The sequence below is a fragment of the Caballeronia sp. AZ10_KS36 genome (assembly GCF_023631105.1).
Lineage (GTDB): Bacteria > Pseudomonadota > Gammaproteobacteria > Burkholderiales > Burkholderiaceae > Caballeronia.
In genome coordinates, this window is sequence record NZ_JALQDQ010000038.1 from 72,918 (window position 1) to 87,301 (window position 14,384).

Here is a 14,384-nt window from a genome sequence, read left to right on the forward strand (position 1 = left end):
AAGCTCGAATGCGCATGCCGCAAGCAGCGCAAAAAACTATACCGGAGACAAGCATGGAAGCGCTATATGGCGAAGAAGCCGTCACGCCGGCTGACACGAGCCGCACCTATTACCGGGCTTACTGGCGGCTCTTGCCGCTCCTGTTGATCTGCTATCTGGTCGCGTATCTCGACCGCGTGAATGTGGGCTTCGCCAAATTGCAGATGCTCGATGCATTGCATTTCGACGACGCCATCTACGGCCTCGGCTCGGGCATCTTCTTCGCAGGCTATTTCTTCTTCGAAGTGCCCAGCAATCTTGTCATGCGAAAAGTCGGCGCGCGCAAGTGGATCGCGCGGATCATGCTGACGTGGGGCGTGATTTCGGCGGCAATGATCTTCGTGAAGACGCCGACCATGTTCTACATCGCGCGCTTCCTGCTCGGTGCCGCCGAAGCCGGTTTCGCGCCGGCCATCATGTATTTGCTCGCGCTGTGGTTTCCGGCACGCTATCGCGGCCGCGCCATGTCCATCTACGTGATGGGCGCGCCGCTGGCCTTCGTCGTCGGGGGCCCTATTTCCGGCTATATCCTGCATGCATTCTCCGGCAACGCACATCTCGCCGCATGGCAATGGCTCTTTCTGATCGAAGCGATTCCGGCGGTCGTGCTCGCCTTCGTCGTCCTGGCGTTTCTCGACGACGACCCCGCCCGCTCGCGCTGGATTACCGAAGACGAGCGCAAAGAGGTGCTCGCCGAGATCCGCGCGGAGAACGCAGGCAAGATCGATCATTCGAGCGCCAGTGCGTTCCTCGCGAACCGGAAGTTGTGGCAGTTCTGCGCTATCTTCTTCTGCCTCATCATGGGCCTCTATGCACTCGGCTTCTGGATGCCATCGCTCATCAAGCGCAGCGGCGTGATCGATCCCTTCGCCATCGGCCTCTACTCTGCGATTCCGAATATCGTCGCGGCTATCGCGCTCTACTTCTCCAATCGCAGCGCCGATCGCACCGGCGGCCGCCGAGCGCACTTTGCGCTATTCATGTTGGTCGGCGCGGTAGGGCTCGCCACCAGCATGTGGCTGTCGGCCGGGCCTGTCGTGACCACTGTCTGTCTTTCCATCGCTGCGGCCGGCGTGTATTCGTGCGTCGCGCTTTTCTGGGCGTTGCCGACGAGTCTCTTCGTCGGCGCATCGGTGGCTGCGGCGCTCGCGTTCATCAACTCGGTCGGCAATATCGCCGGATTCGTGTCGCCGTATCTCGTCGGTATGCTGAACGTGACCGTGGGCAGGTCGGACGTCGGTATGTACGTGATTTCCGCATTCCTCGTGCTCGGCGCGGCCATGACGATGCGACTGCCAAAGACGCTCGACGACAAATAGCGCGATTGCTCAGGCGGCCCACGGCGGCCGCTCGAGCTTTTCGCCAATGTAGTCGATGAACGCCCGGACTCGCGGATGAAGCGACGAATCGCGCGGATACAGTGCATAGATCGCGGTTTCATCGCTCGGCTGAAAGTCCGTGAGAAGCGGCACGAGCATGTTGCTGCGAATGGACGGAAGCACCATATGCTCCGCCATGCGCGTAATGCCGACGCCCGCGAGGCACATATACACCGAACTCACGCCGCTGCTCGTCTGGAAGTTTCCGTTGATGAGCATCGAGGTGCGCTCGCCGTCGATCACGAACGGCCAATGATTCAGATGGTCCATCGGCGGCTCCCACATCAGGCAGTTGTGGTGAGCGAGATCCGAGGGCGTCAACGGCACGCCGTGACGCGCGATATAGGAAGGCGATGCCGTCACCACGCGTTGCAGATGACACAGCTTGCGGCTCACCAGATTCGAGTCTTGCAGGCTACCCATGCGGATCGCGACATCGAACCCTTCGCCGATCACATCCGCGAGCGTATCCGACAGCGATAGCCGAACGCGCAGCCCGGGATAGCGTTCGAGAAAGCCGGGAATGAGCGGCACGATCTGGTCCATGCCGAACGAAGTCGCCACCGTGACGCGGATGCCACCCGTCATGTGCTGTCCGGCGCGCGACAGCTGCGCTTCGGCGACATCGATCTCATCGAGAATGCGCCTGCAGAGCGCAAGATACTGCTGCCCTTCCTGCGTGACTTGCAGACGGCGCGTCGAGCGCCTGAGCAACGCGACGCCGAGCCGCTTTTCCAGCGTCGAGACGGCGCGACTGACATACGGCTGCTGCAAATCCAGCATGAGCGCCGCAGCCGTGAAGCCGCCGGTCTCCGCGACGGCCTTGAATATCCTCATTTCGACGAGGCGTTCGTCCTTCATGTGGCAATGCGAGCCTGTGCGGGATTCGAAGCCAGCATCATAACCAGCGACAGCACGTTGCGATACCGGGACTTGCACGAGGTGTTCGCGGGATTCTTTCGCAACAGCGCTGTGAGCGCGGCGCTTTGGGTCTTTACTTCGGAATGCGAACGAACCCGCCATAAACATTCGAGCATAAAAAAAAGGGCCCGGAGGCCCTTTCGACTGATTACTTCGGGTGAGTTGCAATGAAGTTCTTGACCGCCGTGTAAGCAGGCTTTTGCGTCTTGCCGTCGCCCTGCATCAGGCCATATGCGCCTTCGCTGTCGTCATACATCTCGAAAGCCTGAATCGACTGGATGTTGTACTTGGCCGCATTGTTGTAGAACTGCTGCATCATCAGGCTGCCGGTCATGTACGACGCAATCGACGAGTAGGTGCCGTAGGTCGGACGAACGCCGAATTCGTTGATCCAGATGGGCTTACCCATCGACTGAAGCACGCCGAGGACGTCGTGGCAACCCGTGTTGCCGCAGGCGTGGGTCATGTCGCCCTGGTCGGAATACCAGTGCCACGCCGTGATGTCCCAGCTGACGGTCGGGTGACCATGCGTGCCGTCCGGCTGCGAGCCGTCTGCCAGCATCTGGAAGAACGCGGTGTGCTTCCACGTACCGTCGACGATGATCTTCGCCGAGCTGTTGACCGACTTCACGCCGGCGATCATGCCGCGGATCGCGCCACGCGCGATGGTGAACGGCTGATTGCTGTAGTGGTACCAGATGTTGCCGTCATAGTTGCCGGCGAGCGTGCGGGCTTCCATCTCGTTGCCCACTTCGTAGTACGTGTAGTTGTACGTTTGCGCCGTCTGCTGACCGAGCGTGTAGCCGGCGTTGTAGGCCGCTTGCTCGCTGTTGTAGTTCAGGCCAAGCAGCATCACCGGATAAACCTGCACTCCGCCTGCGGCGAACGTCTTCGCAACCGTAGCGACAACCTTCGCGGACGCCTGGCTGTAGACGTCGTTGCGGTAGATCTTCACGCCGAGGTTCTGAAGGTGGGCAAGCTGCGTTGCGTACGCGGTGCTGTCATACGCGCCGCCGTTCGTGATGTGGCCGTTCGCGCCATAAAAGATCGAGCCGGTGGTCGCTGCCTTATCGGTTGCCTGCGGCAGATCGGCGGACTTGTTGGTTGCGGCATCGATAGCGGCTTCACCACCGCCGCCGCAAGCCGTGAGCAACGCGCTAAGGACGACTGCAGTTGCAAACGTTGCGGCCTTCGCCTTGGACAGGAATTTCGGGGATTGCGTAGCTTGATTGTTGTTCATGATCACTTGGCAGTACTAAGGAGCGAGCATTCGCTCGCAGAGTTTGAGTAGGTTGCCGGCATGACATGCCGACGACCAAGAACGTATTTCGCTTTACTGGGGAACCGGTTCGGTCGCACTGCGTTGAACCGGCCGTAGAGCTATGCTGGTTCCTGTCGCGCTGGCGTTGAAGCCAGCAAACGATTGCCTGCCGAGGAAGGCCGATGACCGCACAACTGATGGTCACCGATGCAAACTGGTTCAAGGGTATTACTTACCGACTCTTCTTGCTGGCCGCTTCGTTTAAGGCATCCTTTTCCGAATCGGTCAGCACGGAAGCAAGGTTATCGTCTAATGAGATGACTGTAAACAGCGATTTCAGAAAAAAATTCGCCTGGAAATATTCAGCAGGAAGAAACTTCCGAATGGGTTATTTCTGCCAGTGCGACACGCAGTTGTCGCGTGAGTAGCGTATGCATGTGGGGATTGCGGCTGAGTAGTTCGCGCTTCTTAGGGTTGTCGCTTATTCATATGAGGAATAGGCGCTGACGCAGCAGAGCTAACCGACGAAAATCATCGCGGCCCGCAGTGCAGACACGAGGGAGCATGCCTTCGCGATGCGTCAGAGCATCTTGTAGAGCGCAATCGCAAGCAGTCGCGGCTCATCGAACATCGTGGCGAGTTCGAAGAAGAAAACGAATGCGAGCATGGATGCCGTGCCCGGTCGTCGATTCACCCAGCTCACGATGCGCGGCGCGAATCGCGTCCTGATCGGGGCGCGCGTCATCAGCGTGACGACAGCCGTGCCGATCAGCGCGCCTGCAACGACATCGGTGAAATAGTGAAGCCCCAGGTACACGCGCGGCAAGCAGATGAGCAGCAGGCAATGCAACACGGCCAGCACACCGATCCATCGCCAGACCAGGAAGATGCCCACTGCGACCGACATCCACAGTGCCGCATGGTCGCTGGGAAACGAACTCCACAGTCGCAGGTGATCGCTTGCGTGGCTCGCGCCGGGAAAGCTCGAATTAAAAGCCGGGTCATACATCGGCCGCAGCCGAAATGGCAAGACGAGCGCAAGAAGGCGTCCCACGGCGAAGGCAAGCAGTGCTGATAGCAGGATGGCGATCACCATCTCGCGACGGTAGCTCGACGTACTGCCCTGCTTGAACCAGATCGCGCACAGGATGGCGAGCGGAATAAGCCCCTTGAACAGATAGAACTCCGCCACCACGCCGACCGCGTGAGCAAAGAGGCCTGATGAAGGGAGAATGTGAAGCAGCCAGAGTTGAATGGACGAGTCGAGAGCGTTCACCCGGTTTTGTCTCCGTACGTTCTAGTTTTTTTGACATCAGCGGCAACGCATATTCCGATGCTGTAGCTTATGACTCGCTTAACACCCGTCAATCCATTCCGCGTGCTCGGGATCAATCGCGCGCGCAGCTCTTCACCACGGATTGCAGCTCGCTAATGTCGAATGGCTTCGCAAGGATAACAACATCGGCTTCGGATGCGCGTCTCAATTCCTGCGCATAGCCGGTCATGAGCGCGATCATCTGACTCGGCCAACGTTTGCGGACGTATTCCGCGAGGTCGAGTCCGTCGAGCTTGCCGGGCATCTGAACGTCTGAAAGCACGAGGTCGGCGTGGTATCCGCTTTCCAGCAGTGCAATCGCACTGTCGGCCGTCAACTCATGGCGCACAGTGCAACCGAGGACGTCGAGCACCGCGGCAATGCCATCGGCGACGCTTTGATTATCTTCGACGAGAAGCACGCTGACGCCGGAAGCCAACCCGTCTGCCGCCTCATCGGAAATCGCTTCGGCAGCAGCCTCGGCGCGACCCTCCTCGCACTCGACACGCGGCAGGTAGACGCTGATCGTCGTCCCGCGGTCCGGCGCGCTTTCTATGCGTGCGGTGCCGCCCGCCTGCTCGCATGTCGCCATGACTTGGGCAAGTCCCAGTCCAGTGCCGGCTCCTTCCGCCTTCGTGGTGAAGAGCGGCTCGAATGCGCGCCGCAGTACCGCATCGGTCATGCCTTTGCCGGTATCGGTGAAGCGCAGCAGCACATAATCGCCGGGCGGCAAGTCGAACGTCGGCTCCGAGAGCGTGATGGACTCGCAGCGAACAGTGAATTTGCCACCGAGCGGCATCGCGTCTTTGGCGTTGACGCAAACGTTGATGACGGCCGCTTCGAGTTCGACAGGATCGACCATGACGCTGGCCGTTCCACCCTTGAGCTGAAGATCCAGCGCGACGTGTTCGCCAAGCGAAGTCTCGATGAGATCGCGCATGGTCTCGAGCCATTCGCAAACGTTCAGGCACTCGAGCTTGACCGGCTGCTTGCGTGCGACGGTCATCAGGCGACGCGCGAGCCCTTGCGCGCCTTTTGCCGCGTGCTGAATGGCCGACACTTCCTTTTCGAGGCTCATGTAGCGCTTGCGTCGCGCCAGCTCCACGTTCGCGTTCACGACCATCAAGAGATTGTTGAAGTCGTGGGCGACATTGGCCACGAGATTACCGAGTGCGCCCATGCGGCGCAGTTGCCGGTTCGATTCTTCGGCGGACACGCGTCGGCTGACTTCGCTATGCCAGTTCTGCCACGCCATTTCCTCTTCGCCGAGCCTACGCAATGACATCCAGAGCAGCACCCATACGACGACGCAAGGAACGAGCAATATGGTCGTGATGGCGATCAGATTCGCGCGCCATTTCGCGGCGATGGAAGCGGTCTCGATGCCAGCCATGACATACAGCGAATAGCCGCCCACGCGCCGGTAGGCGAGCACCCGCTCGCGCCCGTCGACCGGTGAAACCGAAAGCAGATGCCCGAACCGCGCGTTGTTTTCAATCGCGTGCTTGATTCCCGAGTCCGCCGCCGACGTCGCTTGAGGCCGCGAATTCGGGAAGCGCGCCAGTATTCCGCCATCGGCACGATACAGGCCGATGAGAACGAAAGGCTCGCCGCCAGTCAGTTCGCGATAGAAGTCCAGAAAGTACTGTTGCCGTAGCGCGATTGCGAGTACGCCGAGCGACCTGCCCTCGTCATCGACCCATGAAGTGCTTACCGTGAACACGTCGCTACCCGTAATGAAGCCGGGTTGCGCCAGCGAAATATGAGGTTCTCCCCGCACGCGCGATGCCGCCTGTAGCGTCTCGCTTCCACTGATCGACACGTCCGGAACCGGGTAGAAGCGGCTACTCGCGAGCAGTTGTCCCGTTGCGCTGTAGACGGCGGCGCTCGCGATCTGCGGAAAGCGGCCGACGATCGCGTTGAGCGATTCATGAACGTTCTGTTGCCGACGGACGATCCAGTCCGGTCTCTGCTCGCCCATGAGTTCGGCGATACGGTCGAGCACTTCTGCGTTCAGGCCCTGCACGGTCGCGGCCTGCTCTTCGGCGACCAGCGTCAGGCGATCCACTTCGTCGAATGCTTCGGACAGCCTGCGATGGTAGTCGAACCAGGCGTACCCGCACACGGAAAGAAGGGGGCCGAGTACCGAAATGACGGCGAGAAGGACGATGATCGCACGCGTCGCCGCAAAATTCCGATGCGGCGGCGGCAACTCCAGAGAGACTTCGTCTTGTTCGTCCATTGTGCAATCCGTCCTTGCACAGACGCGCGCGAGTTCGGGTCACGCACTGCCACGGGAACCGTCGAGCGCGAACACCTCGATGATCCCAATATATAGCGATTTCAGCTGTGGGACGTTATTTCTGAGCAAGAGCGAAACGGCGGATATGTGGCGCGTGCTGTGCATCGAATCGCGTGAAGGCGTCGGACGGAAAGACGCCATGCAAGTGCCGGCCGCTGTATCGCGTCATTTGTAGCCGATAACCATGGAATCGGGCCCGACGAGCGGTTCGACGCGTATGTTGCTGAAGCCGGTCTGCTGCATCCATTCGCGGCATTGCGCGCCGGTGTAATCGAAACCGCCCGGCGTCTCGATCAGCATGTTCAGGCTCATCAGCAAGCCGAACGCATTTTCGCGGCGTTCGTCGTCGATGACCGCGTCGTAGACCACGAGCGCGCCGCCCGCAGGCAAGGCCGCATGGCATTTGCCAAGGAGTTCGAGTTTTTGCGGCAGCGACCAGTCGTGCAGAATGTGCCCCATCACGAGAACATCCGCCGACGGACATTCGTCCTTGAAGAAGTCGCCCGGATAGAAGCGCAATCGTTCGCTGAGGCCGTGCTCGGCGACGTACTCATCGAATACCGGGCCGACCGCCAGCAAGTCGAAGCCGCCACCCGTCAGATGCGGATGCGCCATCGCCACTTGCACCGGCAGCGCGCCCTGCGCCGCGCCGATATCGACGAAGGTGCTGTACTCGCCCCACGAAAACTTCTGCGCAATGGCGCGAGCCGTCCCGAGGCTCACGCCTGTCATGCCCTGAAGGAAGCCGCGCAACGACGCCTGATCGCGATAGATCGCGTCGAACGGATTGCCGCCGCGCTTCGCTTCGTTCTGCGGCAGACCGGTCACGAGCGCTTCGGTGAGCGCGCCCCAGAAGGGATAGAGTCGCGCGTTGGCCATTTCCAGCAATCCACCGACATAACATGGCTTGGCCCTGTCGAGAAACAGATCCGTGTCGGCCTTATTGCTGTAGACGGTGCCTTCACGGCCGAGCAGGCCGAGAGCGACGAGCGCATCCAGAAAGTCGCTCGCTGCGCGTGGATGCAGTCCAAGGGCATCGGCAAGTTCCGCCCCTTCTCGCGGACCGGAGGCCAACTGTGTGAAAACGCCGAGTTCGACCGCAGAGAGCAGCGTCTTGGAGGCCCAGAAGCCCATGCCAATCTGTAGAAGCCTCTCGGGAGCAGGCTGATCGGTAGAAACGGGCGACGGCGCCTTGTTCATATCGCATCCTTCATTCGATTAGGAATACGTAATGGCTGCTAAGGGCGGACGAAAGCACAGCGTCCACTGTAGGCGCTGTGCCGTCTCGGATCAAGCGATGTATGTGGGCCGGCGCGCAGAGCGCGCAGGCGTCGCGGCCCGAACTGGCCGAACTGGCCTGTACCGGCCGCAGCGGATTGTCTCTGTTCAGACCGGTACGGCCTGCGGAAAACTCGACCGGACTGATGAGAGAACATCGCCATGAACGCACACACCTTCTTCGACGCCAACCTGTTGCTCGCCTGGTCGGCCTACTTCGTGGGAACGGCCAGCCCCGGGCCGAGCAATCTGGCGATCATGTCGATCGCGAGCACGTCCGGCAGGCGCGCAGCGCTGGCGTTCGCGGCGGGCGTCGTGTCCGGCTCGTTGACGTGGGCGGTGCTCGCCGCGCTCGGCCTGTCGGCCGCGCTCGCCGCCTATTCGGGCTTCCTGATCGCACTGAAGATGTGCGGCGGGGCGTATCTGCTGTGGCTCGCGTCGAAGTCGGCTCGCGCGGCGTGGCGTTGGCCCGTGCGCGCCGCTTCAAGACACGCTCCGGTGACGGACGCGCGACGGCTCTATGCGCGCGGCGCGCTCTTGCATCTCACCAACCCGAAAGCCATTCTCGTGTGGATGTCCGTGGCCGCGCTCGGCTCATCGACCGCAACGCAGCCGATGCACACGCTGACAGTCGTCGCTGGGTGCGTGTGCATCGGCATGAGCGTATTCGGCGGCTATGCGGTCTTGTTCTCGGTGGCAGCGCCGCGTCGCCTGTACGCGCGCATGCAGCGCTACCTCGATGCGTGCCTCGCGCTGGTATTCGGCGCAGCGGGCATCCGCTTGCTCATGTCGCGCGTCTGAGCTACCTGTTCCAGCGATCCACCCGCTTGCGCGTGACGAGCGCAATGCGGTTCGATGCAAGCGCCGCGAGATTGACGAGCCGCCGCTTCTGCGTCGCGTCCATCACGCGTGGCTGCCGGTCGATTGCGCACAGCGCGCCGAGCGCGTTGCCCTCTGCGTCGCGCAAAGCGGCCCCGGCATAGAAGCGGATGCGCGGCTCGCCAGTGACGAGCGGATTGGCCTCGAAGCGCGCATCCGCCGCCGCGTCTTCCACCACGAAGGCATCGTTCTGCATGACCGTGTAGTTGCAGAACGCCCACGAACGCGGCGTCTCCTGAGCGTTGAGCCCCCAGCGCGCCTTGAACCATTGCCGGTCCGGCGTGAGCAGCGTGATGAGACAGATCGGCACACGCAGCGTCTCGGCTGTGATCTGCACGACCTCGTCGAACTCGGGATCGCTCGCCGAATCGACGAGTCCCGTGCGCTCGACCGCCCGCAGTCGCGCGGCCTCGTTCGCCGCGACCGGATAAGGCGACGCGTCCTGATCGTCCGGGAGCGCAAGCGACAGGCACGCAACGAGCGCAGCAGCGAAAGCGGGCTTGTCAGCGGGTGCTGGCAGCAACGCAACGCGGGACATGCCGCCGAGGTCCGCTTCGATTTGCGCGGCGGACATGTCGGTGACGAGCAGCATGCGCATGTGCGCGAGATCGCGCGAATGCAACAGCCGCCGGCACATCGACAGGCGCTCCCAGTCTCCGCGCATCAGTTCGACCGCGATCACGGCGGGCATGGCGATGCCCGCGTCGAGCATTGCGTTGAGCGAATCGCTCTGGCCGATGGCGCGCAGGCCCGCAGCCGCAGCCGCTTCGACGTACGACGGCAACGCGGCCTCCGACGCGATAACGAGCGCCACGGCGCTCTCGCTACGCTCCGATGCGGGACGCCGGTTGCCGAGTTGCTCCCGCAGTCCGTCGATCGCGCTCGCGCGCACGCGCCGATGTCCGCCCGGCGTCTTCCACGATTCTATTTGTCCCTGCTCGATCCACGTTTGTGCGGTCTTCACCGAAACGCCGAGGCGCGCCGCGACGTCGCGCGTGGTGAGAATGGGATCGTCTTCCTTAGTCATGCGGTCCTTACGATAAAGCGCGAACGAGGCGCAAACGATAGCTACCTTCAGATGAAAGCACAATCGCCGAAATTGATAGAAATGGAAGTTTTCGCTTGCGCGATTCGTCGGTTAAATCTACTCTGATTACGCCATTTCGCTGTCTATTTCGGCCTTCGGTCGCAATTACCACGCGTTTCTTCCTCATGTGGTAATTATGTCTCTCAGCGGGCGCTTTGACAAGACCTCGACAATTGGTAAAAACGGAAGTTTCTAAAAACGACGCGGGCGCACAACGCCTGCGGCGCCGAAGACCACGGCGAACACACAAAACACGCTATGAACCTCAAAATCATGTCGGTCAAGGCAAAACTGGCCTTGTCATTCTCGCTGCTAACGGCTGTCGTCCTGATCGTATCGGCGGTGTCCATCAACGCGCTCGGCGACGCCAATCAACGCTTCTTCAGCTTTGTCGAAGGCATCAACACCCGCGCCGTGTTGGGCGAGCAAGTCCGCCAGGCGGTGGACCGGCGCGCGATCGCGGCGCGCAACATGGCGCTCGTGACGACGCCCGCCGATTTCGAAATCGAGAAGGCAGCCGAAGCGCAGGCGCAAGCCGATGTCTCCGCGCGCCTCGCCAAGCTCGACTCGATGATCGCGTCGGCGACCGACACCACCGAGAAGGCACGCTCGCTCGTCGCCGAGATCAACCGAATCGAAACGCTGTATGCGCCGGTCGCCCAGGCGATCGTCAATCTCGCGACCGAGCACCGTCAAGAGGAAGCCGTGCGCAAGATCAACGACGACTGCCGCCCGTTGCTGGCCGCGCTCGTGAGCGCCACGGACGCCTATTCCGCTTACACGCACGAGCGCGCCGAGACGCTCGTGGCCGAAGCCCACGAACACTTCGCGACGCAGCGGGCCATTCTCATCGCCATTTGCCTCGCGGCGGTAGCGGCTGCGGTGGCCGCGGGCGTCATCATTACGCGCGGACTGACGCGCGCGCTCGGCACCGAGCCCGCGACGCTCAAGGAAATCACGCAGCGCGTGGCGTCCGGTGATCTCAGCCCCGTCGCGATCACTCGCGCGGTGCCGGCGGGCAGCGTGCTCTCGTCGATGGACGCGATGCAGAAGAGCCTCGTCACCCTGATCGCCGAAGTGCGCACGGCGGCCGACAGCATCGCGACCGGCTCCATGGAGATCGCCTCGGGCAACGCCGACTTGTCGGCGCGCACGGAACAGCAGGCGTCGTCGCTGCAGGAGACGGCGGCCAGCATGGAAGAGCTGACCTCGACGGTCCGCCAGAACGCCGACAACGCGCAGCAGGCAAGCACGCTGTCGAGCAATGCGTCGCATGTGGCGCAACAAGGCAATGCCGTGGTGACGCGCGTCGTCGAAACGATGACGGCTATCAGCGAGAGCTCGACGAAGATCGCGGACATCATCGGCATCATCGAAGGCATTGCGTTTCAGACCAACATTCTTGCGCTGAACGCGGCAGTCGAAGCCGCGCGCGCGGGCGAACAGGGACGCGGCTTTGCAGTCGTGGCGTCGGAAGTGCGCTCGCTCGCGCAACGCTCGTCGCATGCGGCGAAGGAGATTAAGGAACTGATCGGCGCGTCGGTGGCGAAAGTGGAAGCGGGCTTCGCGCTGGCGCAGGACGCAGGCACGACGATGAGCGACGTGATGACCGCGGTGCGCCGCGTGTCGGACATCATGGACGAGATCGCGGCGGCGACGGGCGAACAAAGCCGCGGCATCGAGCAGGTCAATCAGGCGATCTCGCAGATGGACCGCGTCACGCAGCAGAACGCCGCGCTCGTCGAACAGGCGGCTGCGGCATCGCAGGCGCTGGATCATCAGGGGCGTCATCTTTCGCAGACGGTGTCGCAATTCCGCATCGAACACGCTGCGGCATGAGCAACGCGCTGCGCGCGAAGACAGCCACTGAGAGGATGCCGTGCACCACGAGATGAAGACGTTGCCCGGCGTCGCCACTGCGCAGTTCCGGTCATTTGCAGCGAAGATTCCGCCGTTCTACGCATCGCTCGTCGTCACGATGTTGTCGATCATGATCGTGTTCGGTCAGCGCGCGCCTGCATGGCTCGCGCTCGGCATGCCGTCGATCTTCATCATGCTGCTTGTCTGGCGCGGCTGCTGGTGGATCGTCCATCGCCATGACGACGTGACCGACGCTGAAGCGCGCCGCCATCTCGCGCGCGCGACGACCGTGCTGATCGTGAGCGCGCTCTTCGCAATGGGCGTCGACGTGATGCTGTTCAAGTATGCCGACGTTCACGCGAAGTACTTCATCCTGATGCAGATCGTGGCATCGACGATGGCGGGCTTCTTCTGCCTGATGCATCTGCGCGCGGCGGCGGCGCTCGTCGCCTTCGCGATGATGCTGCCGTTCCTCGGCTTCATGCTGAGCATGGGCGATATCGGCGCGACGGCATCGGCGGTGGACATCGCGATCACCGTCGCACTGATGAGCTATGTCATGTTCGGTTATCAGCGCGATTTTTCGAGCCTGATTCGTTCGGAGGCCGAAACAGCGGCGTTGAGCAAGGAGAACGTGTGGCTCGCGAACCTCGACATGCTGACCGGCCTGCCGAATCGCCGGCAGTTTTTCGAGGAGTTGCAGTCGTCCATTGCGAAGGCGGCCGCGACGAAGCGCACGGTGGCGGTGGGCGTCGTGGATCTCGACGGCTTCAAGCCCGTCAACGACACGCACGGGCACCGCGTGGGCGACCACGTGCTCGCGGAAATCGCGCGGCGCATCGAACGCATGACGAGCCACGCCGCGTTGCTGGCGCGCGTGGGCGGCGACGAGTTCGCGTTCATCGTCGTCGATGCGGACGAAGCCTCGCTGCAGGCATCCGCCGATGCGATCATTCAGGCGGTGAGCAGGCCCATCGCCGTTGGCAGCCTCGTGACATCGGTGGGATGCTCGATCGGCTTCGCGATGTATCCGCGCGCCGCGGCAACGGCCGATGTCCTCTACGAACGCGCGGACTACGCGCTCTATCATGCGAAGCGTTCGGGCCGTTCGCGCTCGGTCATGTTCTCGCTGGAACACGAGCAACTGTTGAAAGAGCAAGGCGCGGTCGAGCAGGCGTTGCGCGGCGCAAATCTCGCCGACGAGTTCTATCCGGTGTTTCAGCCTATCGTCGATGCATCGACAAACCGCACGCTCGCGCTCGAAAGTCTCGCGCGCTGGCAGAGTCCGGTGCTGGGCGCGGTGCCGCCGGGCACGTTCATTCCGGTGGCGGAGCAGGCGGGCATCATCGCGGACCTCACGCCCATTCTGTTGCAGAAGTCGCTTGCCGCAGCGGAGCGCTGGCCTGAGGACGTGGATCTCTCCTTCAACGTCTCGCCGTACGATATCGCGAGCGAAGCGCGCACGCGCCGGCTCATCGAGATCATTCAGGCAAGCCGCGTGTCGCCGCAGCGCATCGCGATCGAGCTGACGGAAACCGCGCTGATGCACAGCTTCGCGCAGACCAACGCGAACATGGCGCTGCTTCAGAAGGTCGGCGTGCGCATCTCGCTCGACGATTTCGGCACCGGCTATTCGAGCCTCAGCTACGTGCACGCGTTGCCGATCAACAAGCTGAAGATCGACAAGAGCTTCATCAGCGATATCGGCGCGAATCCGCGGAGCAGGAACATCGTGCGATCGCTCATCACGTTGTGCCACGACCTGGGCGTGACATGCATCATCGAAGGCGTCGAAACGACGGACCAGTTGCAGATCGTGCGCGAACTGGGCGGCGCGGCCATTCAGGGCTATTACTTCTCGAAGCCGATGCCCGCGGCGAGCGTGGATGCGTATTTGCGCGATTGCACGCCTGTTTGATGCGGCGGTGCGAGTCGAGTGGTGGGGGGGGGGGGGGGGGGGGGGGGGGGGGGGGGGGGGGGCGGGGGGGCGGGTGGGGGGGGGGGGGTGTTGGGGGGGGGGGGGGGGGGGGGGGGGGGGGGGGGGGGGGGGGGGGGGGGGGGGG

Annotated in this window: 10 protein-coding genes and 1 pseudogene; 5 read left to right on the plus strand and 6 right to left on the minus strand. The window is 62.3% G+C overall.

Features of this window, described 5'->3' with window-relative positions; all coding sequences use genetic code 11:
* Positions 1 to 53 precede the first annotated feature (53 nt).
* Positions 54 to 1,358, plus strand: coding sequence for an MFS transporter (locus NCR35_RS24995; protein WP_250536603.1), 1,305 nt, complete (start codon positions 54 to 56; stop codon positions 1,356 to 1,358).
* Between the two features lie 9 nt (positions 1,359 to 1,367).
* On the opposite strand, the gene NCR35_RS25000 is transcribed toward NCR35_RS24995, so the two are convergent.
* Together NCR35_RS25000 and NCR35_RS25005 are read right to left on the minus strand one after the other, a co-directional pair.
* Positions 1,368 to 2,279 (minus strand): LysR family transcriptional regulator, encoded by a 912-nt coding sequence (locus tag NCR35_RS25000; RefSeq protein WP_250536604.1) that lies wholly within the window; start codon positions 2,277 to 2,279, stop codon positions 1,368 to 1,370.
* Between the two features lie 208 nt (positions 2,280 to 2,487).
* Positions 2,488 to 3,579: a lipopolysaccharide biosynthesis protein gene (locus tag NCR35_RS25005; RefSeq protein ID WP_250536605.1), complete on the minus strand. Its 1,092-nt coding sequence runs from the start codon at positions 3,577 to 3,579 to the stop codon at positions 2,488 to 2,490.
* A 203-nt stretch (positions 3,580 to 3,782) separates the two neighbouring features.
* On the opposite strand from NCR35_RS25005, the gene NCR35_RS25010 reads away from it, so the two are divergent.
* Positions 3,783 to 4,028 (plus strand): hypothetical protein, encoded by a 246-nt coding sequence (locus NCR35_RS25010; protein WP_250536607.1) that lies wholly within the window; start codon positions 3,783 to 3,785, stop codon positions 4,026 to 4,028.
* 152 nt (positions 4,029 to 4,180) lie between these two features.
* Here the strand turns inward: NCR35_RS25010 and NCR35_RS25015 are convergent, their stop codons facing one another.
* From NCR35_RS25015 to NCR35_RS25025, 3 genes are all read right to left on the minus strand, one after another.
* Positions 4,181 to 4,876, minus strand: a complete 696-nt coding sequence (locus tag NCR35_RS25015; protein WP_250536608.1) for a phosphatase PAP2 family protein — start codon at positions 4,874 to 4,876, stop codon at positions 4,181 to 4,183.
* 112 nt (positions 4,877 to 4,988) lie between these two features.
* Positions 4,989 to 7,157, minus strand: a complete 2,169-nt coding sequence (locus NCR35_RS25020) for a hybrid sensor histidine kinase/response regulator family protein (protein WP_250536609.1) — start codon at positions 7,155 to 7,157, stop codon at positions 4,989 to 4,991.
* Between the two features lie 225 nt (positions 7,158 to 7,382).
* On the minus strand, positions 7,383 to 8,417 hold the full coding sequence (locus tag NCR35_RS25025) for a methyltransferase (protein WP_250536610.1): 1,035 nt from the start codon (positions 8,415 to 8,417) through the stop codon (positions 7,383 to 7,385).
* Positions 8,418 to 8,657: 240 nt separating this feature from the next.
* Here NCR35_RS25025 and NCR35_RS25030 point away from each other — a divergent pair, with 240 nt between their 5' ends.
* Positions 8,658 to 9,296, plus strand: a complete 639-nt coding sequence (locus tag NCR35_RS25030; RefSeq protein ID WP_250536611.1) for a LysE family translocator — start codon at positions 8,658 to 8,660, stop codon at positions 9,294 to 9,296.
* Position 9,297: 1 nt separating this feature from the next.
* Here NCR35_RS25030 and NCR35_RS25035 read toward each other — a convergent pair whose 3' ends face one another.
* Positions 9,298 to 10,401, minus strand: coding sequence for a GAF domain-containing protein (locus tag NCR35_RS25035; RefSeq protein WP_250536612.1), 1,104 nt, complete (start codon positions 10,399 to 10,401; stop codon positions 9,298 to 9,300).
* A gap of 318 nt (positions 10,402 to 10,719) precedes the next feature.
* On the opposite strand from NCR35_RS25035, the pseudogene NCR35_RS25040 reads away from it, so the two are divergent.
* Together NCR35_RS25040 and NCR35_RS25045 are read left to right on the plus strand one after the other, a co-directional pair.
* A pseudogene (locus NCR35_RS25040) lies at positions 10,720 to 12,297 on the plus strand (methyl-accepting chemotaxis protein); the annotation flags it as partial.
* Positions 12,298 to 12,352: 55 nt separating this feature from the next.
* Entirely contained in the window at positions 12,353 to 14,239 is a 1,887-nt protein-coding gene (locus NCR35_RS25045) for a putative bifunctional diguanylate cyclase/phosphodiesterase (RefSeq protein ID WP_250536613.1), read from the plus strand.
* Positions 14,240 to 14,384: the final 145 nt, after the last annotated feature.